Source organism: Streptomyces sp. LaBMicrA B280, assembly GCF_049222185.1.
GTDB classification, from domain to species: Bacteria; Actinomycetota; Actinomycetes; order Streptomycetales; family Streptomycetaceae; genus Streptomyces; species Streptomyces murinus.
In genome coordinates this window covers 184506-206325 of the sequence record NZ_JBMJCT010000006.1, presented here as the reverse complement: position 1 = coordinate 206325, position 21820 = coordinate 184506, and the positions used below count along the sequence as shown (strand labels likewise).

21 protein-coding genes and 2 pseudogenes are annotated in these 21820 nt (G+C 72.6%); 9 read left to right on the top strand and 14 right to left on the bottom strand.

The genetic code is table 11. The annotated features are described in order from the left end of the window. Positions 1-109: 109 nt before the first annotated feature. From ACLF5H_RS06575 to ACLF5H_RS06560, 4 genes are all read right to left on the bottom strand, one after another. Positions 110-628 carry a SixA phosphatase family protein gene (locus tag ACLF5H_RS06575; protein ID WP_085564091.1) on the bottom strand — a complete coding sequence of 173 codons (519 nt, stop codon included), beginning with the start codon at positions 626-628 and terminating at the stop codon, positions 110-112. A 78-nt stretch (positions 629-706) separates the two neighbouring features. Next, positions 707-913 (bottom strand): hypothetical protein, encoded by a 207-nt coding sequence (locus ACLF5H_RS06570; RefSeq protein WP_085564092.1) that lies wholly within the window; start codon positions 911-913, stop codon positions 707-709. A 216-nt stretch (positions 914-1129) separates the two neighbouring features. Next, on the bottom strand, positions 1130-1249 hold the full coding sequence (locus ACLF5H_RS06565; protein ID WP_421675103.1) for an SGM_5486 family transporter-associated protein: 120 nt from the start codon (positions 1247-1249) through the stop codon (positions 1130-1132). 44 nt (positions 1250-1293) lie between these two features. Beyond that, positions 1294-2667 carry a CynX/NimT family MFS transporter gene (locus tag ACLF5H_RS06560; protein ID WP_421675102.1) on the bottom strand — a complete coding sequence of 458 codons (1374 nt, stop codon included), beginning with the start codon at positions 2665-2667 and terminating at the stop codon, positions 1294-1296. 79 nt (positions 2668-2746) lie between these two features. Here ACLF5H_RS06560 and ACLF5H_RS06555 point away from each other — a divergent pair, with 79 nt between their 5' ends. Continuing rightward, positions 2747-3430, top strand: a complete 684-nt coding sequence (locus ACLF5H_RS06555) for a FadR/GntR family transcriptional regulator (protein WP_421675101.1) — start codon at positions 2747-2749, stop codon at positions 3428-3430. A 9-nt stretch (positions 3431-3439) separates the two neighbouring features. Here the strand turns inward: ACLF5H_RS06555 and ACLF5H_RS06550 are convergent, their stop codons facing one another. The 3 genes from ACLF5H_RS06550 to fabG all read right to left on the bottom strand — a co-directional run bounded on the left by ACLF5H_RS06550 (position 3440) and on the right by fabG (position 5517). Continuing rightward, positions 3440-3787: a hypothetical protein gene (locus ACLF5H_RS06550; protein ID WP_421675100.1), complete on the bottom strand. Its 348-nt coding sequence runs from the start codon at positions 3785-3787 to the stop codon at positions 3440-3442. 252 nt (positions 3788-4039) lie between these two features. Further along, on the bottom strand, positions 4040-4807 hold the full coding sequence (gene fabI, locus ACLF5H_RS06545; protein ID WP_037656619.1) for an enoyl-ACP reductase FabI: 768 nt from the start codon (positions 4805-4807) through the stop codon (positions 4040-4042). A gap of 5 nt (positions 4808-4812) precedes the next feature. Continuing rightward, the gene (fabG, locus tag ACLF5H_RS06540; RefSeq protein WP_421675099.1) at positions 4813-5517 is read right to left on the bottom strand and encodes a 3-oxoacyl-[acyl-carrier-protein] reductase; all 705 of its coding nucleotides are present in this window, start codon (positions 5515-5517) and stop codon (positions 4813-4815) included. A 252-nt stretch (positions 5518-5769) separates the two neighbouring features. Here fabG and ACLF5H_RS06535 point away from each other — a divergent pair, with 252 nt between their 5' ends. After that, on the top strand, positions 5770-7296 hold the full coding sequence (locus ACLF5H_RS06535; protein WP_421675098.1) for a TldD/PmbA family protein: 1527 nt from the start codon (positions 5770-5772) through the stop codon (positions 7294-7296). Between the two features lie 93 nt (positions 7297-7389). On the opposite strand, the gene ACLF5H_RS06530 is transcribed toward ACLF5H_RS06535, so the two are convergent. Beyond that, positions 7390-8160: an AraC family transcriptional regulator gene (locus tag ACLF5H_RS06530; RefSeq protein ID WP_421675097.1), complete on the bottom strand. Its 771-nt coding sequence runs from the start codon at positions 8158-8160 to the stop codon at positions 7390-7392. Positions 8161-8264: 104 nt separating this feature from the next. Here ACLF5H_RS06530 and ACLF5H_RS06525 point away from each other — a divergent pair, with 104 nt between their 5' ends. Continuing rightward, a complete protein-coding gene (locus ACLF5H_RS06525; RefSeq protein ID WP_421675096.1) occupies positions 8265-8885 on the top strand; it encodes a class I SAM-dependent methyltransferase in 621 nt (206 codons plus the stop codon). 36 nt (positions 8886-8921) lie between these two features. On the opposite strand, the gene ACLF5H_RS06520 is transcribed toward ACLF5H_RS06525, so the two are convergent. Continuing rightward, positions 8922-9623 (bottom strand): FadR/GntR family transcriptional regulator, encoded by a 702-nt coding sequence (locus ACLF5H_RS06520; RefSeq protein ID WP_421675095.1) that lies wholly within the window; start codon positions 9621-9623, stop codon positions 8922-8924. Next, entirely contained in the window at positions 9620-11083 is a 1464-nt protein-coding gene (locus ACLF5H_RS06515; RefSeq protein WP_421675094.1) for an amidase, read from the bottom strand. Before ACLF5H_RS06515 ends, ACLF5H_RS06520 begins: the two co-directional genes overlap by 4 nt. A 241-nt stretch (positions 11084-11324) precedes the next feature. Between ACLF5H_RS06515 and ACLF5H_RS06510 the strand changes: the two genes are divergently transcribed. Both ACLF5H_RS06510 and tyrS read left to right on the top strand, forming a co-directional pair. After that, positions 11325-12716 (top strand): metallopeptidase TldD-related protein, encoded by a 1392-nt coding sequence (locus ACLF5H_RS06510; RefSeq protein ID WP_421675093.1) that lies wholly within the window; start codon positions 11325-11327, stop codon positions 12714-12716. A 55-nt stretch (positions 12717-12771) separates the two neighbouring features. Then, positions 12772-14040, top strand: coding sequence for a tyrosine--tRNA ligase (gene tyrS / locus ACLF5H_RS06505; RefSeq protein WP_421675092.1), 1269 nt, complete (start codon positions 12772-12774; stop codon positions 14038-14040). 42 nt (positions 14041-14082) lie between these two features. Here the strand turns inward: tyrS and ACLF5H_RS06500 are convergent, their stop codons facing one another. Beyond that, positions 14083-14367 carry a GlsB/YeaQ/YmgE family stress response membrane protein gene (locus ACLF5H_RS06500; protein ID WP_136101775.1) on the bottom strand — a complete coding sequence of 95 codons (285 nt, stop codon included), beginning with the start codon at positions 14365-14367 and terminating at the stop codon, positions 14083-14085. A gap of 157 nt (positions 14368-14524) precedes the next feature. On the opposite strand from ACLF5H_RS06500, the gene ACLF5H_RS06495 reads away from it, so the two are divergent. Together ACLF5H_RS06495 and ACLF5H_RS06490 are read left to right on the top strand one after the other, a co-directional pair. Beyond that, positions 14525-14875 (top strand): DUF3099 domain-containing protein, encoded by a 351-nt coding sequence (locus ACLF5H_RS06495; RefSeq protein ID WP_421675091.1) that lies wholly within the window; start codon positions 14525-14527, stop codon positions 14873-14875. 208 nt (positions 14876-15083) lie between these two features. Beyond that, the gene (locus ACLF5H_RS06490; RefSeq protein ID WP_232987807.1) at positions 15084-15299 is read left to right on the top strand and encodes a hypothetical protein; all 216 of its coding nucleotides are present in this window, start codon (positions 15084-15086) and stop codon (positions 15297-15299) included. 9 nt (positions 15300-15308) lie between these two features. Here the strand turns inward: ACLF5H_RS06490 and moaA are convergent, their stop codons facing one another. The 3 genes from moaA to ACLF5H_RS06475 form a co-directional block, all read right to left on the bottom strand. After that, the gene (gene moaA, locus ACLF5H_RS06485) at positions 15309-16298 is read right to left on the bottom strand and encodes a GTP 3',8-cyclase MoaA (RefSeq protein ID WP_421675090.1); all 990 of its coding nucleotides are present in this window, start codon (positions 16296-16298) and stop codon (positions 15309-15311) included. Positions 16299-16480: 182 nt separating this feature from the next. Further along, the gene (locus ACLF5H_RS06480; protein ID WP_421675089.1) at positions 16481-18109 is read right to left on the bottom strand and encodes a cation acetate symporter; all 1629 of its coding nucleotides are present in this window, start codon (positions 18107-18109) and stop codon (positions 16481-16483) included. Further along, a complete protein-coding gene (locus ACLF5H_RS06475) occupies positions 18106-18462 on the bottom strand; it encodes a DUF485 domain-containing protein (RefSeq protein WP_421675088.1) in 357 nt (118 codons plus the stop codon). The genes ACLF5H_RS06480 and ACLF5H_RS06475 overlap by 4 nt, the downstream gene beginning before the upstream one ends. Positions 18463-18723: 261 nt before the next feature. On the opposite strand from ACLF5H_RS06475, the pseudogene ACLF5H_RS06470 reads away from it, so the two are divergent. Together ACLF5H_RS06470 and ACLF5H_RS06465 are read left to right on the top strand one after the other, a co-directional pair. Continuing rightward, positions 18724-20323, top strand: a pseudogene (locus ACLF5H_RS06470) (S8 family peptidase). 119 nt (positions 20324-20442) lie between these two features. Then, positions 20443-21799: pseudogene (locus ACLF5H_RS06465) on the top strand (CoA transferase). The last annotated feature ends 21 nt before the right edge of the window (positions 21800-21820 follow it).

Genomic DNA, 21820 nt, shown 5'->3' with positions numbered 1-21820 from the left:
TCCACCCTGTCGTGCGGGCCCGTGTCCGTGCGCGTGGCCGGGCCCGTGCGCGGGCGCGCGTCCATGCCCGTGCCCCCCGCGTGACCGGGTCCGGCGCTCCGGGGTCAGCTCACTCCGACGGCGCCCAGTAGTCCGTCAACCTGGCCACGCCCGGCTCCAGGCCCTTCCACGAGCCCTCGAAGGAGAGCACCGCGAAGGCGGCGGCCGGGAAGCCGCGGCGGTTCATCCGGTCGCGGGCGTCCTCGTCGGCCGAGCCGGCCAGGATCTCGGCGAGGCCGTGGACCCCGGGGTTGTGGCCGATCAGGATCAGGGTGCCGACGTCGTCCGGGACCTCGTTCAAGAGCGCGATCAGCTGGCCCGGGCTGGCCTCGTAGACCCGCTCCTCGTAGACGGTCTTCGGCCGGTGGTCCAGTTCGTGCACGGCGAGCTTCCAGGTCTCGCGGGTCCGGGTCGCGGTGGAACACAGGGCCAGATCGAAGCCGAGGCCGGAATCGGTCAGCCTGCGCCCGGCGACGGCCGCGTCCATCCGGCCCCGCTCGGCGAGCGGGCGCTCATGGTCGGACACCTGGGGCCAGTCGGCTTTCGCATGCCGGAAAAGGGCGATCCTGCGGGGTTCTGCGACGCTCATGCGTCCCAGCTTCGCATGAAACAGGCCATGAGGCGCAGGGAGTTGACATGCGGATTCACCATGCGGGGCGGCTCCCGGTCAGCGCGTGAGCAGCAGCTGTGCGCGCTCGACGAGGTGGGCTATCGCCGGGTCCGCGTTCGCCGCGTGCGCGTCCGAGGGGTTCAGGATCAGCAGGAACAGGACGCCGAAGGCGAGCACGGGCAGCGCGAGGGCCCACCAGGGCAGCCGCATGTCGACGCCGCCCGTGGTCGCCGGGTGGGTCCGGAAGTGGGTGCGGGCGGGCATGGTCGCCTCCGTGGTCCTTGAGCGGTTCGTGCGACCGCCCCCTGCGGTCACCACTCGAAGGTACGGAATCCCGGGCCGCCAACCCATCAGGTTTTCCACCCAGTTACCCCTGAGCCTTACCCCCTAGGGGACAGGGGGGCCAGCACCACCATCCACCGGAAACGCCTGGTGGGCGGGGCCTGGCCGGGCGGCGTCAGGGGCGCGCGGCGGAGGGCGTCACGGGGACGCGATGGTCGCGATGACGGCGATGATGACGAAGATCGCGAAGAAGGAGCCGAAGACGAGCAGCATCTTCTTCTGGCCGTTTCGCGGATTCGGGTCGAGCACTGGCTGCATGCGCCCAGTCTCGCACCCCTCCCCCGGCGACCGTGCGCGGGGGGTCAGCGCGCCGCGGCCTCCTCCTCGACCGTGCGGTCACGGCCCGCGAGGACGCCCACCACCATCTGGGGCACCATGAGGCCCGCCATCAGGGCGATCGGCAGCCCCCAGCCGCCGCTGTGCTGGTAGAGCACGCCGACCAGCAGCGGGCCGGGGATGGAGATCAGATAGCCGGTGCTCTGCGCGAACGCGGACAGCTGGGCCACGCCGGGGCCGCTGCGGGCGCGCATGCCGACCATGGTTAGCGCGAGCGGGAAGGCGCAGTTGGCGATGCCGAGCAGCAGCGCCCAGGCCCAGGCGCCGGCGGCCGGGGCGAAGTACAGACCGGCGTATCCGGCGAACCCGCACACGCCCAGGACCAGCACGATCGGGCCCTGGTGGGGCAGCCGGGCGGCGATCCGGGGGATGACGAAGGCCAGCGGCACGCCCATCACCATCGTGACGGCGAGCAGCAGGCCCGCGGTACCGGCGGAGACGCCCGCGTCCCGGAAGATCTGCGGCATCCAGCCCATGGTGATGTAGGCGGCGGTGGCCTGGAGCCCGAAGAAGACGGCGAGCGCCCAGGCGGTTCGGCTGCGGGTGATCCGCAGCGGCGGCAGCTCCCCGGCGGCCGCCGAACCCGGGGCCGAACCCGGTACCGAAGCCGACGCCGGTGCCGACGCCGATCGCGCGGCGGCCGCCGCCTCCTGTCGGCCCTGCCGCACCAGCGGTATCCACGGCAGCACCGCCGCCGCCGCGAGCACCGCCCACACCGCGAGCCCGGGCTTCCAGTTCCCGCCCATGGCGTGGGTCAGCGGAACCGTCACCGCGGCCGGCAGGGAGGTGCCGAGCGCGAGGACCATGGAGTACAGACCGGTCATGGAGCCGACCCGGTCGGGGAACCAGCGCTTGACGATGACCGGCATCAGCACGTTGCTGACGGCGATGCCCATCAGGGCGAGCGCGCTGGCGGCCAGGAATCCGGCGGTGCCGCCGGCGTACGGCCGGATCAGCAGGCCCGTGAAGATCGCGGCCATCCCGACGCACACCACGGCGGCCGGTCCGAAGCGGCGGGCCAGGCGGGGCGCCGTCACGCCGAAGACGGCGAAGCACAGCGGGGGCACGGAGGTGAGCAGTCCGGCCACGCTGCCGCTCATGCCGAGCCCGTCGCGGACCTCCTCCAGGAGGGCGCCGAGGCTGGTGATGGCCGGGCGCAGGTTGGCGGCGGACAGCAGGATGCCGGCGATCACCAGGCGGGTCGCCCACGCGCGCGCGGGGCCCTTCTCCAGGGTCGCCTCTGATGCGCCTGTCGGGGTGGGTGTGTCGCGTTCGGTCGGTGACATCGCCGTACGGGTGTCCACTGCCCGGGTTTCCTCACTAGCCATGAGACCCATCATAGAATCATAGGATGATTGGTTGTCCATTCCTGGAAACCCCGGGGCACGCATGCCCCGGTTCCTCGTGCGAAGGTGTGCCATGCCTCTGAGCCACCCACGCCGTTCGGCCCTCTCCGAGCAGGTGATCGCCGAACTGCGCAACCAGATCGCCACCGGTGAGTGGCCGGTCGGTTCCCGTATCCCGACCGAGCCCGAGCTGGTCGAGCAGCTGGGAGTCGCCCGCAACACGGTCCGTGAGGCCGTGCGCGCGCTCGCCCACAACGGGCTGCTGGACATCCGGCAGGGCTCGGGCACCTACGTGGTGGCGACCAGCGAGCTGGCCGGGGTGATGCACCGCCGGTTCGCCGACGCGGACCCCGGGCACATCGCCGAGCTGCGCGCCACGCTGGAGTCGGCCGCGGCCAAGCTCGCCGCCGAACGGCGCACCGAGAAGGACCTCAAGCAGCTGGACGCGCTGCTGCTGCGCCGCGAGGAGGCCTGGGAGAGCGGCGAGGCGGAGTCCTTCGTGGCCGCGGACGCCACCTTCCACCTGGCCGTGGTGGGCGCCTCGCACAACGAGGTCATGACGGCGGTGTACGCCGACCTGGGCGAGCTGCTGCGGGACGCGCTGCGCGCGGACGTCGGCGCCGAGCTGACGCCGGAGGCGCACATGGACCACACCCGCCTGGTGGACGCGATCCGCACGGGCGACACCGAGGCAGCGGCCAGGGAGGCGGCGAGCTACCCCTTCCAGTGCCGTCCGGGGCGGCCCGGCGTCGGCTGACGGCCGGTTTCAGCGCACCTTCTGGTGGCTGATCCACGCCGAGCCGACCTCCTTCCAGCAGCGCCCGGCGAGCCGTACCGTCAGGGCGGGCCCGGCGTCCACCGGTGCGCTGTCGGTGTCGATGTCCCACCAGCGGGCGCACTCGATGTGCAGGCGCACCCGGTCGGTGTCGACATAGGGGTTGTGGCAGTAGGCGACCACATGGGAGCCGTTCACCGCGGTCCGGCAGGCGGCGCCGAACAGATTCGGCGCGGGCGGTCCCGCGCCCGCGTGCGCGTGGGGCGTCGCGTCGTACGGCAGGGCGAGTGCGAGGGCGGCGGCCAGGGTCAGCGGGGCCAGGCAGCGGGACAGGCGCACAAGGGGGACCTCCTCGGCCGGGCTGCGGAGGGATGCGCCGGATGAACGCGCGCCTCTTCAGGGTGCGCCGCGCGCGGGGTGGCCCGCCCGACCGGTGAGCCGAACGGGTGAGGACGCCGGGCGGCACCGGTGGCCGCCCGAGGGCGCCGGGCGACACGGGACGGCGCCGGGGTACGGCGAAGGCCCGCCCCCGTGCGGGGTACGGGCCTTCGCCGTGCTGCCGTGCGGCGGGTTTCCGCCGGGCGTGAGCGCTCAGGCGCCGATGGCGTGCAGACCGCCGTCCACGTGGATGATCTCGCCGGTGGTCTTCGGGAACCAGTCGCTGAGCAGGGCGACGATGCCCTTGCCGGCCGGCTCCGGGTCCTTCAGGTCCCACTCCAGCGGGGAGCGGCTGTCCCACACGGCGGCCAGGTCGCCGAAGCCGGGGATGGACTTGGCGGCCATGGAGCCGATCGGGCCCGCGGAGATGAGGTTGCAGCGGATGTTCTGCTTGCCCAGGTCGCGCGCCATGTAGCGGTTGGTCGCCTCCAGGGCGGCCTTGGCCGGGCCCATCCAGTCGTACTGCGGCCAGGCGTACTGCGCGTCGAAGGTGAGGCCGACGACCGAGCCGCCGTTCTGCATCAGCGGCAGGCAGGCCATGGTGAGCGACTTCAGGGAGAACGCCGAGACATGCATGGCGGTGGCCACGGACTCGAACGGCGTGTTCAGGAAGTTGCCGCCGAGCGCGTCCTGCGGCGCGAAGCCGATGGAGTGCACGACGCCGTCCAGGCCGCCCAGCTCCTCGCCGACGAGGTCGGCCAGGCGCGCGAGGTGCTCCTCGTTGGTCACGTCCAGCTCGATGACCTTGGTCGGCTTCGGCAGCTTCTTGGCGATGCGCTCGGTCAGCGTGGGCCGCGGGAAGGCGGTCAGGATGATCTCGGCGCCCTGCTCCTGGGCCTGCTTCGCGGCGTGGAAGGCGATGGACGACTCCATCAGCACACCGGTGATCAGGATGCGCTTGCCCTCGAGGATTCCACTCATGGTGATCAGTGACCCATTCCCAGTCCGCCGTCAACGGGAATGACGGCTCCAGTGATGTACGAGGCGTCGTCCGACGCGAGGAACCGGACCGCCGCGGCGATCTCCTCCGGCCGCGCGTAACGGCCGAGCGGCACCTGGGACACGATGCCCTTGCGCTGCTCGTCGCTGAGCACCTTGGTCATGTCGGTGTCGACGAAACCGGGCGCGACGACGTTGAAGGTGATGTTGCGCGAGCCCAGCTCACGGGCGAGCGAGCGCGCGAAGCCCACCAGGGCGGCCTTGGAGGCGGCGTAGTTCGCCTGCCCGGCCGAGCCGAGCAGACCGACCACGGAGGAGATCAGGACGACGCGGCCCTTCTTGGCGCGCAGCATGCCGCGGTTGGCACGCTTGACGACGCGGAAGGTACCGGTGAGGTTGGTGTCGATGACCGAGGTGAAGTCCTCCTCGGACATGCGCATCAGGAGCTGGTCCTTGGTGATGCCGGCGTTGGCGACCAGCACCTCGACGGGACCGTGCTGGTCCTCGATCTCCTTGTAGGCCTGCTCCACCTGCTCGGGGTCGGTGATGTCGCACTTGACGGCCAGGAAGCCCGCCGGCGGCTCACCCGAGCGGTACGTGATCGCGACCTTGTCGCCGGCGTCGGCGAAAACGCGGGCGATGGCGAGGCCGATGCCCCGGTTTCCTCCGGTGACGAGAACCGAGCGGCTCAACGGATCACCCTTTCGATAGCGGTCTGCTAGAGGTCCGACAACCCGCCCGAACACCTGGATGACAGGCGGCTTCATCGAAAAACCTATCGGTACGGCCGCGTCCGTGGGCATTCGGGCACCGACAGTGGCGCGGGACCGTCACTGTCGGGTCCCTACATAATCGCGGGGTCCGGGTCCGAAAGGGGTGTGGTCCGCGGGGCCGCTCGCCCGCCATGATCGGAGCCCACAGGCCACGACAGCAGGGAGACCTCCGTGCCCCATTCCATCGACGAAGCCTTCACCGCGCTTCCGCTCAGGTCCCTCGCCGACGCCGCGCTCGCCCGCGCGCGTTCGCTCGGGGCCGAGCACGCGGACTTCCGCTTCGAGCGGGTGCGCAGCGCGGCCCTGCGGCTGCGCGACGCCCGGCCCTCGGGGTCCTCGGACACCACCGACCTCGGGTACGCGGTCCGGGTCGTGCACGGCGGCACCTGGGGCTTCGCCTCCGGGGTCGATCTGTCCCTGGACGCGGCGGCCCGGGTCGCCTCGCAGGCGGTCGCCATGGCCAAGCTGTCCGCGCAGGTGATCAAGGCGGCGGGTTCCGACGAGCGGGTGGAGCTGGCGGACGAGCCGGTCCACGCCGACAGGACGTGGATCTCGTCGTACGAGGTCGATCCGTTCACCGTGCCGGCCGAGGAGAAGGCGGCGCTGCTCGGGGACTGGAGCGCGCGGCTGCTGGCGGCGGACGGGGTGAGCCATGTGGACGCCTCGCTGCTCACCGTGCACGAGAACAAGTTCTACGCCGATACGGCCGGGACCGTGACGACCCAGCAGCGGGTGCGGCTGCATCCCGAGCTGACCGCGGTGTCGGTGGACGAGTCCAGCGGGGAGTTCGACTCCATGCGGACGCTGGCGCCGCCGGCCGGGCGCGGCTGGGAGTACCTGACCGGGACCGGCTGGGACTGGGAGGGCGAGCTGGCGCGGATCCCGGAGCTGCTGGCCGAGAAGATGCGGGCGCCGAGCGTGGAGCCGGGCCTGTACGACCTGGTGGTCGACCCGTCCAACCTGTGGCTGACGATCCACGAGTCCGTCGGGCACGCCACCGAGCTGGACCGCGCGCTCGGCTACGAGGCCGCGTACGCCGGTACCTCCTTCGCCACCTTCGACCAGCTGGGCAAGCTCAGGTACGGCTCCGAGCTGATGAACGTCACCGGCGACCGCACCGCCGAGCACGGCCTGGCCACCATCGGGTACGACGACGAGGGCGTCCAGGCGCAGTCCTGGGACCTGGTGAAGGACGGCACGCTGGTCGGCTACCAGCTGGACCGCAGGATCGCCCGGCTGACCGGGTTCGAGCGGTCCAACGGGTGCGCGTACGCCGACTCCCCCGCCCATGTGCCGGTCCAGCGCATGGCCAATGTGTCGCTGCGGCCGGACCCCGCCGGGCTGTCCACCGAGGATCTGATCGGGGGCGTGGAACGGGGCATCTACGTGGTCGGGGACCGCTCCTGGTCGATCGACATGCAGCGCTACAACTTCCAGTTCACCGGGCAGCGCTTCTTCCGGATCGAGAACGGGCGGCTCGCCGGGCAGCTCAAGGACGTCGCCTACCAGGCCACCACGACCGACTTCTGGGGTTCGATGGCGGCGGTCGGCGGGCCGGGGACGTACGTCCTGGGCGGCGCCTTCAACTGCGGCAAGGCCCAGCCGGGGCAGGTGGCGGCGGTGTCCCACGGGTGCCCCTCCGCGCTGTTCCGCGGTGTGAACATCCTGAACACCGCGAGCGAGTCCGGCCGTTCCTGACGCGGTCGCGGCACACCCGGCCGCCGGGGCGCGGGAGGCGAGGCCCTTCTCTAGGAGGGCCTTATCCGGGAGGGCCTTCGCCGGGAGGGCCTTTCACCCGCCGGGGTGGTTTTGGTCCGCGTGGTGCAGATAGCGGCGAGGAGTGGTGCCGACGGCCCGGCGGAAGGCCGCGAGGAAGGCGCTGGGCGTGGCGTAGCCGACGGCCCGGGCCGCGTGGGCGACGGACCGGCCCTCGGCGAGCAGCGGCAGGGCCGCACGCAGCCTCAGCCGGGTGCGCCATCGGTCGAAACTCATCCCGGTGTCCTGGACGAAGAGCCGGCTCAGGGTACGGCGGCTGCTGCCGACCGCGCGGGCGAGCGCCTCCAGTGTGCGCGAGTCGGCGGGATCGTCCAGCAACAGGGCGGCCACCGCCCGGGCGCGGTCGTCGACGGGTTCGGGCACGGTGATCGGCGCGCTCGCCAGCGGGTGGAGCAGGTCGAAGACCACGCCCTCCGCGCGGTGCCGCGCGTCCGGCGCGAGATCGAGGCGGCCGAGGTGGGCCAGCAGTTGGGCGAGGAGCGTGCCGACACCGACCGCGACCGGCGTCGGCCAGTCCAGCGGACAGCAGGTGGGGTCCACGTACAGGCTGTGCAGGACCGTGTCGCGCGGGGCACCGGTGCGGTGCACGGTTCCGGCGGGGATCCACAGGGCGCGGGTGGTCGGCAGCACCCAGGTCTCGTCGCCCACCGTCACACCCAGAACCCCCCTGCCCGCCCAGGCGAGTTGGTGCCGTGGATGGTCGTGCGCCCCGAACCACCGGCCGGCCGGGAGCGGCAGGGGTCCCAGCGGAGTGGCCCGTGAGCCGCCAGCACCCGAAGAGGTCACCCGGTCACCCCAGAGCGGTCGTCGTCCGGTCGTCGGCCTCTGTACGACATGGTCCGGCCCCGCGGGATCTCGCGGCCGGCGGCCGGCCTTCCTAGGGTCGCACCATGCCGATGAATTACCCGCATCGCAAGATCTGCGGCTCCGCGCGCTGGGCCGCCGACGTGGCCGAACGCATGCCCGAACTGCTGGCCGGTGTCGACCTCGGGGACGACGTCCTGGAGATCGGTCCCGGCTTCGGAGCCACCACCCGTGCGCTGTTGGCGCACCTGGCGAAGCCGTCCCCCACCACGAAGCCGTCCTCCACCACGGGTTCGGCCGCCGCGACGAGGCTGACCGCCGTCGAGATCGACGAGGCTTCCGCGGCCCGGCTGCGTACCGAGTTCGCCGGTCGGGCCGAGATCGTGCACGGCGACGGCACCCGGCTGCCCTTCCCGGACGGACGGTTCTCCGCCGTCGTCTGCTTCACCATGCTGCACCATGTGCCCTCCGTCGGACTCCAGGACGCCCTGTTCGCCGAGGCGTGCCGGGTGCTGCGGCCGGGCGGGGTGTTCCGCGGCGTGGACAGCCTGCCCAGCCTGCGTTTCCGGCTGCTGCACATCGGCGACACCATGGTGGTGCTCGACCCCGAGACCCTGCCCGGGCGCCTGTACCGGGCCGGCTTCGCGGACGTCGGGTCCGAGCGGCCGGGCGACCGGCAGATCCGTTTCCTGGCCCGTAAGGGATGACCCTCCGGCCGGGGCGCGGTCCCCGTCGGGCCGTGTTCAGCGCGGTCCGACGCCCTCGGCGCGCAGTTCGTCCAGGGTGCGGTCGAGATTGCCGCGGGTCGCCTCGACGGCGGCGTCCGGGTCCCCGGCGGCGATCGCCTCGACCAGCGCGTGGTGCGCGCGGTCGATCGCGTGCCGTTCCTCCGTGCCGTGCAGATCGGTGTCGGCCAGGAGTTGCCCGGCCGCCTCGCGCAGGGCGTCCACGAAGGAGTCGAAGAGCCGCAGGAGCACCGGATTGCGCGCGGCCAGCACCACCCGGCGGTGCAGGTCCAGGTCCGCCTCGATGAGCGTGGCCGGGTCGGCTGCCGCGTCGCGGGCGGCCAGTGCGGAGCGCAGCGCGGCCACGTCCTCCACGGTGCGCCGCCGCGCGGCCAGTCGGCCCGCTTCCACCTCCAGCGCGGCGCGGACCTCGTACACGTCGAAGACCTCCGCGCGGCGCAGTTCCCGGTCGAACCGCGAGACGGGAGCGGCGGCGGCGACGTAGGTGCCCGAGCCGTGCCGGGCGGACAGCTGGCCGTCGGCGATCAGTACCCGGACCGCCTCGCGCGAGGTGGTCCGGCCGACGCCGAGCAGCCGGCTCAGCTCCACCTCGCCCGGCAGCTTGGCCCCGAGGGGCCACTCGCCCGTACCGATCAGTCGGCGCAGCTCGGCGACGGCCTCCTCGACCAACGAGCTACGGCGTACCGGTCGGACAGTCATGGGACGACCCTACAGTTCCCGGAACCGTGCCCCGGAGCCCCGCCCGGCCGCGCCGCCACCGGCCGGGCGGCGTGGCGGGGCCAGGGCCGGGCCCGTTCCAGCTGGGCGCCGAGGGAGAGCAGGACGCCCTCCTCGTGGAGCCGGCCGGTCAGCATCACACCGACCGGCAGACCGTCCGGCGTCCGGTGCAGCGGCAGGCTGATCGACGGCTGTCCGGTGAGGTTCGCCAGTGGGGTGCGCGGGGTGTGGGCGAGCATCCGCAGGAAGGTGCGTCCCGGGTCGTCGGGGTCGGTCAAGGAGCCGACCGGCAGCGGCGGTTGGTCCGTGGTGGGGCTCAGTACGGCGTCGAAGCCCGCGTAGCGCCGGCAGAGGGCGCGGGCGGTGGCCGACAGCGAGGCCATCGCCGTGTACAGCCGTACCGCGTCGTGCTCGCGGCCCCGCTCGCGCAGCCAGCGGGTGAGGGGCGCCAAGAGGGCCTCCCGCGCGGGAGGCACCGGCACCGCGGCCGCCAGCACGCTCCACAGCACCGTGAAGTCCGCGAGGTACTCGGCGGGGTCGTACGGCGGGGCGTCCGCCACGTGGTGGCCGAGTCCGGCGAGCAGATCGGCGGTACGGCGGCAGGCCAGGGCCGCCTCGGGATGCTGGCCTGCGGTCCGCGGCAGCACCCCGATCCGCAGCGGGCCGGGCCCCCGCCCCGCGCGGGCCCGGAAGTATCCGGCGGGCGGGGTGGGCAGGGCGGCGGCGTCGCCCGGGGTGCTGCCGGCCATCACGTCCAGCAGCAGGGCGGTGTCCGCCACCGTCCTGGCCAGTGGCCCGGCGGTGGCGAGCCCCAGCGCGTCCGTCGCGGGGGCGGGCGAGACCCGGCCCCGGCTCGGCTTGAGACCGACCACCCCGCAGGCCGCGGCCGGGATCCGGATCGAGCCGCCGCCGTCGCTGCCCAGGGCGCCTGCGGCCAGTCCCGCGGCCACCGAGGCGGCCGCTCCGCCGCTGGAGCCACCGGCCCCGCGGGTGAGGTCGTGTGGGCTGCGGGCGGTGGCGAACACCGTCTCGGTGTAGGAGGAGCAGCCGAACTCGGCGGCGGTGGTGGTGCCCAGCAGCACGGCACCGGCCGCCCGCAGGGTGCCCACGACGGCCGCGTCCGCCGGGGCCGTCCGGTCGTCGAAGGCCGCCGAGCCCGCCGTGAACGGCAGTCCCGCGACCGGCCAGGTGTCCTTCACCGACAGCGGCACCCCGAGCAGCGGCGGCAGTTCCTCCTCGTCGCGCGCGGCGGCCAGCCGTGCCTCGACGGCGGCGGCGGCCCGCCGGGCGCCGGACGCGTCGACGGTGCGATAGGCGCCCAGCGCGCCGTTCGACTCCTCGATGCGGCGCAGATGGTGGTCGACCAGCTCGGTCGGCGACACGGTACGGCCGCGGATCGCCGCGGCCTGTTCGGTGAGCGTCAGGTCATGGAGGTCTGTCATGATCATCCCTAAGCCCTCAGGTTCTCAGGTCCTCTGAGGACTTTGACTGTAAGGGCCCGCCTGATCAGAAAGCAAGGCAAGCCTTACCGGGCCTCGGCGGCGGGAGCGGCGGGCTCGGCACGCATAACGGCCCTCGCCCCCGCGGTCGATGGGTACTCTCTGCACGGATCCACCGCCCCATGGGGCCCTTCCGCCCTGTGCCGGGGCGCCCCGTCTTGAACACCACGCAGGAGGCCGGTCGATGAGCGCCCGCAGCAACAAGCCGCACGAGATCGTCGAACAGGCCCTCGCGCTGTCCCGGTCAGACGGGTGCCTCGTCATCGCCGACGAGACGTCCACCGCCAATCTGCGCTGGGCGGGCAACGCGCTCACCACGAACGGTGTGACCCGGGGCCGGAGCCTCACGGTGATCGCGACCGTGGACGGGCGGCAGGGCACGGCCTCCGGTGTCGTCTCCCGGTCCGCGGTGACGGCCGACGAGCTGGAGCCGCTGGTGCGGGCCGCCGAGGCCGCCGCGCGCGGCGCCGGTCCCGCCGAGGACGCGCGGCCGCTGGTCACGGGCACGGCCGCGGCCCCCGACTTCCTGGACGCGCCCGCCGAGACCTCCTCCGCGGTGTTCGCCGACTTCGCCCCGGCGCTCGGCGACGCCTTCGCCCGCGCCCGGGCCGGCGGCCGGGAGCTGTACGGCTTCGCCAACCACGAGATGGTCTCGACCTACCTGGGCAGCTCCACCGGGCTGCGGCTGCGGCACGACCAGCCGACCGGCACGCTGGAGCTGAACGCCAAGTCGCCGGACCGCACCCGCTCCGCGTGGGCCGGGCGCTCCACCCGGGACTTCAAGGACGTCGACCCGGCCGCCCTGGACGCCGAGCTGGCCGTGCGCCTGGGCTGGGCGAAGCGGCGGGTGGAGCTGCCCGCGGGCCGCTACGAGACGCTGCTGCCGCCGACCGCGGTGGCGGACCTGCTCATCTACCAGCTGTGGTCGGCCTCGGGCCGGGACGCGGCGGAGGGCCGCACGGTCTTCTCCAGGCCGGGCGGCGGCACCCGGATCGGCGAGCGGCTCTCCGAGCTGCCGCTGACCCTGCGCAGCGACCCGGACGAGCCCGGCCTGGAGTGCGCGCCCTTCGTGATCGCCCACTCCTCGAACGGCGACCGGTCGGTGTTCGACAACGGTCTCGCGGCGCCGGCCACCGACTGGATCGAGCGGGGCACCCTGCGGAACCTGACGACGACCCGGCACAGCGCCGCCCTGACCGGGCTGCCGGTCACCCCGGCCGCGGACAATCTGATCCTGGACGGCGGCGACCGCCCCCTGGACGAGATGGTCGCGGACACCGAGCGCGGGCTGCTGCTGACCTGCCTGTGGTACATCCGCGAGGTCGACCCGGCGACGCTGCTGCTCACCGGTCTGACCCGGGACGGCGTCTATCTGGTGGAGGGCGGCGAGGTGACCGGGCAGGTGAACAACTTCCGGTTCAACGAGTCGCCGGTGGACCTGCTGCGGCGCACGACCGAGGCGGGCCGCACGGAGCAGACGCTGCCGCGCGAATGGGGCGACTGGTTCACCAGGGCCGCGATGCCGCCGCTGCGGGTCCCCGATTTCAACATGAGTTCTGTCAGCCAGGGCGTATAACCTCGTAGTCGGCTGTCACCCGACCGCCGAGGATCATCGAGGAGACACGAGAACCGTGACGGACATCGTCGACGAACTGAAGTGGCGCGGGCTCATCGCCCTCTCCACGGACGAGGACGCATTGCGCAAGGCGTTCGCGGACGGTCCTGTCACGTTCTATTGCGGCTTCGACCCGACCGCGCCCAGTCTGCACCTCGGCAACCTCGTGCAGATCCTGACGATGCGCCGCATCCAGCAGGCGGGACACCGCCCGCTGGGCCTGGTCGGGGGCGCGACCGGTCTGATCGGCGACCCGAAGCCGACCGCCGAGCGCACGCTGAACGCGCCGGAGACCGTCGCCGAGTGGGTGGAGCGGCTGCGCGGCCAGATCGCGCCGCTGCTGGACTTCGACGGTCCGAACGCCGCGGTGATGGTCAACAACCTGGACTGGACCCAGGGCCTGTCGGCCATCGAGTTCCTGCGCGACATCGGCAAGCACTTCCGGGTCAACAAGATGATCGCCAAGGAGGCCGTCTCCCGGCGGCTGAACTCCGACGCGGGCATCAGCTACACCGAGTTCAGCTACCAGATCCTCCAGGGCATGGACTTCCTGGAGCTGTACCGGCGGTACGGCTGCACGCTCCAGACCGGTGGCAGCGACCAGTGGGGCAACCTCACCTCTGGCACCGACCTGATCCACCGGGTCGAGCCGGACGCCGTGGTGCACGCGCTGGGCACCCCGCTGATCACCAAGGCGGACGGCACGAAGTTCGGCAAGACCGAGTCCGGCACGATCTGGCTCGACCCCGAGATGACCACGCCGTACGCGTTCTACCAGTTCTGGATCAACGCGGACGACCGTGATGTCGCCAAGTTCCTGCGCATCTTCAGCTTCAGGTCCCATGCGGAGATCGAGGAGCTGGAGCGGCTGACCGAGGAGCGGCCGCAGGCGCGGGCGGCGCAGCGGGCGCTGGCCGAGGAGCTGACCACGCTGGTGCACGGGGCCGGGCAGACGGCCGCGGTGATCGCCGCGTCGAAGGCGCTGTTCGGGCAGGGCGAGCTGGCGGAGCTGGACGGCAGGACGCTGGCGTCGGCGCTGTTGGAGGTGCCGCACATCCAGGTCGCCGAGCTGGGGTCCGTGGTGGATCTGTTCGCCGAGGTGGGCCTGGTCGCGAGCAAGTCCGCGGCGCGCAGGACCGTGAAGGAGGGGGGCGCCTACGTGAACAACGTCAAGGTGGCCTCCGAGGACGCGGTGGCCTCGCCGGAGGATCTGCTGGACGGGCGGTGGCTGGTGCTGCGGCGCGGGAAGCGGAATCTGGCGGCGGTGGAGGTCGTCGCCGGATAGCGCTGTGTGGGGCGCCCACCGGGTCGCCCCACACAGAAGTACTCAGATCCGCTGGCGCTGCTTCCTCTTGCCCAGCGTCGCCATGTAGAGCGAGTCGACCACGGCGACGATGATGATCGCGGCCACCAGCTGGAAGATATGGCGGCTCCAGTCGATGCCCCGGGTCTCGCGGACGTTCAGCGCGGCGGCGATCGCGTTGCCCGCGATGGCGCCCAGGATGCCGCAGATGGTGGTCAGCCAGAGGGGGCTGTGCTGCTTGCCGGGGATGACCGCCTTGGCGATCACACCCAGTACGAATCCCACGATGATCGCCCACAACCAGCCCATGGCTGCCTCCTCGTCCGGATCGACGTGAGCTTTACGGTCAGTGTCGGCCGGGGCACCCTGGGGCGCATGTCGGGTTCGGCCGTACGGCCGAGGCGTTGCCGCAGGCGGCGGCGACCCGGTCTCGTCGACCGCGCGGGCGCGGCGTACCGTAAGACACGTGAAGGCGACGCGGAAGCAGCACGGCGACGGCGGCCAGGTGTTCCGGATCACCGGCGCCCGGACCGGTCTCGCCGAGGACGTACGGGGACGGCAGCGGCGGTACGTCATCTCGATGATGATCCGCACGGTGGCGGTGATCCTCGCGGCCACGCTGTGGAATGTCGAACGGCCCTTCGCCGTCGTGGCGTTGGTGGCCGGCGCGATCCTGCCCTATATCGCGGTGGTGATCGCGAACGCGGGCCGTGAGCAGCCGCCTTCCCTGCCCTCGACGTTCGTCACCGCGCCGGTGCGCCCGGTGATCGGGGCGCCGCGCGGCGAGGACGAGCAGCCCCCGCGCGATCAGGGCTGACGCGAAGAAAGCGGACGCCGACCGCGTTTCAAGCTCAAGAAATGCTCAGAATCAATCACGCAGTTCCGGTGCCGGGCGACGGGTCGGCCGTGACATACTGCGTAAGCGCTCCGCATCCCCCGTCGGAGCGACGGACCGACGCCGGGCAGCTCCCCCCGTGGCTGCTCGGCGTCGCCTCGTTCTGCACCCGATCTGGTGAGACGAAGCTGTGAGTGACGAGACCCCCATCTGCTCCGCCAAGGGCTGCCGCGCCGCCGCCGTATGGGTGCTGGCCTGGAACAACCCGAAGATCCACACGCCGGAGCGGCGCAAGACCTGGCTCGCCTGCGAGGAGCACCGCGAGCATCTGTCGACGTTCCTGGGCGCGCGGGGGTTCCTGAAGGACGTCGTCCGGTTCGACGAATGGGAGCAGAGCGGGAGTTGAGGCCCCCGCTCAGCCGCCGATCGCCGACATCGGGCGGTCCGGCTGGATGAAGGACGGGTCGTCCAGGCCCGCGCCCGCCTTCTTGCCCCACATCGCCACCCGCCACAGCCGGGCGATCTCCTCGTCGGGCGCGCCCGAGCGCAGGGCGCCGCGCAGGTCGGTCTCCTCGGTGGCGAACAGACAGGTGCGTATCTGGCCGTCGGCGGTCAGCCGGGTGCGGTCGCAGGCCGCGCAGAACGGGCGGGTGACCGAGGCGATCACCCCGACCCGGTACGGGCCGCCGTCCACCAGCCAGCGCTCCGCCGGTGCCGAGCCGCGCTCCCCGGCGTCCTCGGCGGTGAGGTCGAAGCGGGTGCGCAGGGAGGCGAGGATGTCACCGGCGGTGACCATGCCCTCGCGCTTCCAGCCGTGCTGGGGGTCCAGGGGCATCTGCTCGATGAACCGCAGCTCGTAGTCATGCTCGATGGCCCAGGCCAGTAGGTCGGGGGCCTCGTCCGCATTGAGCCCCGGCATCAGCACGGTGTTGACCTTGACGGGGGTGAGGCCGGCCGCGCGGGCGGCGCGGAGTCCTTCGAGGACGTCCTTGTGGCGGTCGCGGCGGGTGAGGGTCTTGAAGACATCGGGGCGCAGGGTGTCCAGGGAGACATTCACCCGGTCCAGGCCCGCCGCCTTCAGGGCGGCGGCGGTGCGGCCGAGGCCGATGCCGTTGGTGGTGAGGGACATCCGCGGGCGCGGGCCGAGGGCCGCGACGCGCTCGACGATGCCGACCAGGCCGGGGCGCAGCAGGGGCTCGCCGCCCGTGAAGCGGACCTCCTCGACGCCGAGCAGGCGCACCGCGATGTCGACGAGGCGGACGATCTCGTCGTCCGTGAGCAGCTCGGGCTTCGCCAGCCACTGCAGTCCCTCCTCGGGCATGCAGTACGTACAGCGCAGATTGCACCGGTCGGTCAGCGAGACCCTCAGGTCGGTGGCCACGCGGCCGTACGTGTCGATGAGCACGTGGGCCCCCTCCCTCGATCATCGGTGTGTTTTCCGTGTCATCTGCGAGCCTACGTGACACCACTGACAGGGGCACCGGCCCGATCGAACGAGGTGTCCGGCGGCCGCGTCGTAGGACCGTACAGCTCCGGGGGGCGCCCGGCCCCGGCGACGCGGTTCGCGATACGACGGTCGTACGAGCGTCAGTGCGCGCCCGTCCCGGTCAGGGAGCGCACCTCCAGTTCCGCGTACTTGCCGGCGTCCGGCGCCTCCTTCGACAGCAGAGTGCCCACGGCGCCGAGCAGGAATCCCACGGGGATGGAGATGATCCCGGGGTTCTCCAGCGGGAACCAGTGGAAGTCGACGCCGGGGAACATCGAGGCCGGGCCGCCGGAGACCACCGGGGAGAACAGTACGAGGCCGACCGCGGTGACCAGGCCGCCGTAGATCGACCACAGGGCGCCGGTGGTGGTGAAGCGCTTCCAGAAGAGGCTGTAGAGGAGGGTCGGCAGGTTCGCGGAGGCGGCGACGGCGAAGGCGAGCGCCACCAGCCCCGCCACATTGAGGTCACGGGCCAGGGCGCCGAGCACGATGGAGACCGCGCCGATGCCGACGGTCGCCCAGCGGGCCGCGCCCAGTTCCTGCCTCTCGGTGGCCCGCCCCCTCTTGATGACGTTCGCGTAGATGTCGTGCGCGAAGGAGGAGGACGAGGCGAGGGTGAGGCCGGCGACGACGGCGAGAATGGTGGCGAAGGCGACGGCGGAGATGGTGGCGAGCAGCACGGCGCCCCAGGTGGAGTGGGTCCCGCCGAGGTGCAGGGCGAGGAGCGGGGCCGCGGTGTTGCCCGCCTTGTTGGAGGCGATGATCTCGGCCGGTTTGATCAGCGCGGCGGCGCCGAAGCCGAGGGCGAGGGTCATCAGGTAGAAGACGCCGATCAGGCCGATGGCCCAGAGCACCGACTGACGGGCGGCCTTCGCGGTGGGCACCGTGTAGAAGCGGATCAGGATGTGCGGCAGGCCCGCGGTGCCGAGGACCAGGGCGAGGCCGAGGGAGAGGAAGTCCAGCTTGGTGGTGCCGGTGGCGCCGTACTTCAGGCCGGGCCGGAGGAACGACGCGCCCTTGCCGCTGTTCTCGGCGGCCCGGCCGAGCAGGTCCGAGACGTCGAAGTGGAACTTCATGAGGACCAGGAAGGTCAGCAGGACGGCGCCGGCCATCAGCAGCACCGCCTTGACCATCTGGACCCAGGTGGTGCCCTTCATGCCGCCGACGGTGACGTAGACGATCATCAGGACGCCGACCAGGGCGACGATGCCGATCTTGCCCAGGTCGCTGGTGATGCCGAGCAGCAGGGAGACCAGGACGCCCGCACCGGCCATCTGGGCGAGCAGATAGAAGATCGACACGACGATGGTGGAGACCCCGGCGGCCGTGCGCACGGGGCGCTGGCGCATCCGGTAGGCGAGCACGTCGCCCATCGTGTAGCGGCCGGAGTTGCGCAGCGGCTCGGCGACCAGGAGCAGCGCGACGAGCCAGGCGACCAGGAAGCCGATGGAGTAGAGGAAGCCGTCGTAGCCGAAGAGGGCGATGGCACCGGCGATGCCGAGGAAGGACGCGGCGGACATGTAGTCGCCGGAGACGGCGAGGCCGTTCTGGAAGCCGGTGAACTGCCGCCCGCCCGCGTAGAAGTCGGCGGCGCCCTTGGTCTGCCGGCCGGCCCGGACGGTGATCACGAGGGTGGCGGCGACGAAGACGGCGAACAGGGTGACGATCAGCGTCCGGTGCTCGCTCGCCTCACCGGCGGCCAGCAGGGTGCGATGGGTCACGGGGCTCATTCGGCGGCCTCCATACGGGACTTGATGGCCTCTGCCTTCGGGTCGAGCTCGGTCGCGGCGTGCCGGGCGTACCACCAGGCGATCAGGAAGGTGGTGAGGAACTGGGCGAGTCCGAGGACCAGGGCGACATTGAGGTGGCCCACGACCTTGGTGCCCATGAACCCGTCCGCGTAGTTGGAGAGCAGCACGTACAGCAGGTACCAGGCGATGAAGGCGGCGGTCAGCGGGAAGGCGAACGAGCGGTGTGCGCGGCGCAGTTCGGCGAAGTCCGCGCTCCGCTGCACCTCCGTGAACTCCTCGGTGGTGGGCAGGGGGGTCCCTGGTGGGGCGGGGGGCGGTGTCTCGGTGGCCACGGGATCTCCTCGCGGGTGCGGTCGGGCAGGGCGGCCGGGGCTCGATGGTGCTAGCGCTCCCCGCCCAGGTCCACGGCGCCACGCGAAGACCGATTCAAGTGCTATGAGTTCGTTCGCAAGCGATCTGATTGAGTCATTGCCAAGTCATTGCCGGTCACGGAGACGACGGGATACGTTCCGCCTGCACCACTCGCCATGCACCTGCCCGAGCACCGATCCGTGTCTCGGGCAGGTTTCGTATCGGGATGAAGTGGAGAACCCATGGCTCATCTGCGCACCGGACGCCGGACGTCGCTCGCCGGGCCGGCCGTGCTGTCGCTGACCGCCTCGCTCGGCTTCCTGCCCGCGGCGGCCTCCGCCGCGCCCGCCGAGGCCACCCCGGCGGCGACGCCTCCGCCGCGCCCGCCGAGGCCACCCCGGCGGCGACGGCCCCGGCGGGAGCCCCGGCCGGGGCGACCCCGACCGGGGCGGGGCCCGAACTGTCGTACCTGGTCAACACCCGCACGGACCCCCGCACGCTCGCCTCGGTGCGCCGGGAGATCGGGCGTGACGGCGGGACCCTGGTGGCGGGTTACGACCGGATCGGCGTTCTCGTCGCGCACTCCGCGAACCCGGACTTCGCGCGGCTGATGCGCGCGGTGCCCGGGGTGGCCTCGGCCGGGGTCACCCGGCACACCCCGCTGGCCGCCGCGTCCACCGCGGACATGGGCACGCCGCAGGTGCTGGGCGGCGCGCAGGCGGCCGCGGCCGGTGCGGCGGCGACCGGGGACCAGGACCCGCTGGAGCCCTTGCAGTGGGACCTGCCCGCCATCAAGGCCGACAAGGCGCACCGGAGGACACTGGGCAGCCCGGACGTCACGGTCGGGGTCATCGACACCGGCGTGGACGACACCCACCCGGACATCGCGCCCAACTTCGACCGCGCCGCCTCCGTCAACTGCGTGTCGGGCAAGCCGGACACGGCCGACGGCGCCTGGCGGCCCAGCGCCTCGGAGAGCCCGCACGGCACCCATGTGGCGGGCGAGATCGCGGCCGCGAAGAACGGCGTCGGCATGACAGGGGTGGCGCCGGGCGTGAAGGTGGCCGGCATCAAGGTGGCGAACCCGGACGGGTACTTCTACGCCGAGTCCGTGGTCTGCGGCTTCGTCTGGGCGGCCGAGCACCACGTGGACGTGACCAACAACAGCTATTTCACCGACCCCTGGTACTTCAACTGCACCACCACCCGGACCAGAAGGCGCTGGTGGACGCCGTCGACCGGGCCTCGCGCTACGCGGAGAGGCGGGGCACGGTCAACATCGCGGCGGCGGGCAACGAGAGCTACGACCTGGCCGCCCGCTCGATCACCGACCCGCAGTCGCCCAACGACGGCACCGCGTCGGACCGGGTGATCGATCCGCGCCGGTGCTTCGACATCCCGACCCAGCTGCCCGGCGTCGTCACGGTCGCCGCGACCGGCGCCAAGGGGCTCAAGTCGTCGTACTCCAACTACGGCAGGGGCGTCATCGACATCGCGGCGCCCGGCGGTGACTCGACGGTCTACCAGACGCCGGCACCCCCGGCGACCAGCGGCCTCATCCTGGGCACGCTGCCGGGCGGCAAGTGGGGCTACATGGCGGGGACGTCCATGGCGACCCCGCATGTGGCCGGGGTTGCCGCATTGATCAAGTCAACCCATCCGCATGCGTCCGCCGCTCTGGTCAAGGCACTGCTGTACGCGGAGGCCGACGCCACGCCGTGCACGGACCCGTACGACATCAACGGCGACGGCAAGGTCGACGCGGTGTGCCAGGGCCCGGCGAACCGCAACGGTTTCTACGGCCGGGGCATGGCGGACGCCCTCGCCGCAGTGACCTATTAACACCCCCGTACGGGCGGGTGACGCGTCGGAATCCGGCCACCCGCCCGTACGGACGGCATTCATCGGTTGACACCGAGTCCCTACAAAGATTGATTGAATCAATAGTGCATAGTGCAGTCATGACGGATATCGCGTTCGCATGGACCGCGCTGGGCGGTGACCCCGCCCTGCTCTCCCGGGTGACGACGGTCGAGCGGCCCGGCGCCCTCACGGCCCGCCTTCCCGTACGACGGCTCGCGCGCGCCTGTGTCGGCGCCTGCGCCCTGGCCGCCGCCGAACTCGGGGCCCACCGGACCGGGCGCGCCGAGGTGCCCGCGGTCCGGGTCGACGACGGTGCCGTGGCGGCGGCGTTCCACAGCGAGCGGCTGCTGCGGGTGGACGGGCGGGCGCCGCTCCCCTTCGCGCCCTTGTCGCGGTTCTGGCGCACGGCCGACGGCTGGGTGCGCACACACGCCAACTACCCGCACCACCGCGCCCGGTTGCTCGACGCGCTGGGCCTGCCCGCGGACGCCACGCCCGAGACCGTGGCCGCCCTGCTCGCCGGACGCACCGCCCTCGGGACCGAGGAGGCGGTCCACGCCGCCGGCGGCCTCGCGGTGGCCCTGCGCACCCCGCGCGAGTGGCGGGCGACCGAACAGGCCGCCCTGGTGGCCCGCGGCCGCCGCCCCGCTGCTGCCCGCCGCCGGGGTGCGCGTCCTGGACCTGACCCGGGTCCTGGCGGGCCCGGTCGCCACCCGCACCCTCGCCCTGCTGGGCGCGGACGTGCTGCGCCTGGACGCGCCCTGGCTGCCCGAACTCCCCGACCAGCACGCCGACACGGGCCTCGGCAAGCGCTCCGCGACCCTGGACCTGGCCGCGCGCCGGGACACCTTCGAGGAACTGCTGGCCGGGGCGGACGTCGTGGTCACCGGCTACCGGCCGGGCGCGCTGGACCGCTTCGGCCTCTCCCCCGAGGCGCTCGCGGAGCGGCACCCCGCGCTGGTGGTGGCGCAGGTGTCGGCGTGGGGCGCGTACGGGCCCTGGGGCGGGCGGCGCGGCTTCGACAGCCTGGTGCAGGTCGCCACCGGTGTCGCGGCGACGGAGGGCTCGGCGGAGCAACCCGGCGCGCTGCCCGCGCAGGCCCTGGACCACGGCACCGGCTATCTGCTGGCGGCGGCCGTCCTGCGGGCGCTGACCGAGCGGTCGCGGGACGGCGCGGGCCGTGCGGTCAGGCTGGCGCTGGCCCGCACGGCGCACTGGCTGACGGACGGGATGTCGTACGACGACGGGCCGGAGGCGGACGAGAACCCGCAGCCGGGCGGGAACCCGCAGCCGGACGCCGCCGCTCATGTCCCCCCGGACGCCTGGCTCACCGAGAGCGACAGCTCCCTCGGCCGGCTGCGGTACGCCCTGTCCCCGGTGAACTTCGCGGGCGGGCCCGCGGATTGGGCCCGGACGCCGACGCCGTGGGGTTCGGACCGGGCCGTCTGGGCATGAGCCCGGTTCGTCCGGGGCGCG

Coding starts and splice junctions, on each gene's coding strand:
- ACLF5H_RS06525 (WP_421675096.1), top strand. CDS start 8,265: ATGCCGATGAATTACCCGCATCGCAAGATCTGCGGCTCCGCGCGCTGG.
- fabI (WP_037656619.1), bottom strand. CDS start 4,807: ATGAGTGGAATCCTCGAGGGCAAGCGCATCCTGATCACCGGTGTGCTG.
- ACLF5H_RS06565 (WP_421675103.1), bottom strand. CDS start 1,249: ATGCAGCCAGTGCTCGACCCGAATCCGCGAAACGGCCAGAAGAAGATG.
- ACLF5H_RS06570 (WP_085564092.1), bottom strand. CDS start 913: ATGCCCGCCCGCACCCACTTCCGGACCCACCCGGCGACCACGGGCGGC.
- ACLF5H_RS06560 (WP_421675102.1), bottom strand. CDS start 2,667: ATGATGGGTCTCATGGCTAGTGAGGAAACCCGGGCAGTGGACACCCGT.
- ACLF5H_RS06520 (WP_421675095.1), bottom strand. CDS start 9,623: ATGACTGTCCGACCGGTACGCCGTAGCTCGTTGGTCGAGGAGGCCGTC.
- ACLF5H_RS06510 (WP_421675093.1), top strand. CDS start 11,325: ATGAGCGCCCGCAGCAACAAGCCGCACGAGATCGTCGAACAGGCCCTC.
- ACLF5H_RS06480 (WP_421675089.1), bottom strand. CDS start 18,109: ATGAGCCCCGTGACCCATCGCACCCTGCTGGCCGCCGGTGAGGCGAGC.
- ACLF5H_RS06515 (WP_421675094.1), bottom strand. CDS start 11,083: ATGACAGACCTCCATGACCTGACGCTCACCGAACAGGCCGCGGCGATC.
- ACLF5H_RS06555 (WP_421675101.1), top strand. CDS start 2,747: ATGCCTCTGAGCCACCCACGCCGTTCGGCCCTCTCCGAGCAGGTGATC.
- ACLF5H_RS06575 (WP_085564091.1), bottom strand. CDS start 628: ATGAGCGTCGCAGAACCCCGCAGGATCGCCCTTTTCCGGCATGCGAAA.
- ACLF5H_RS06500 (WP_136101775.1), bottom strand. CDS start 14,367: ATGGGCTGGTTGTGGGCGATCATCGTGGGATTCGTACTGGGTGTGATC.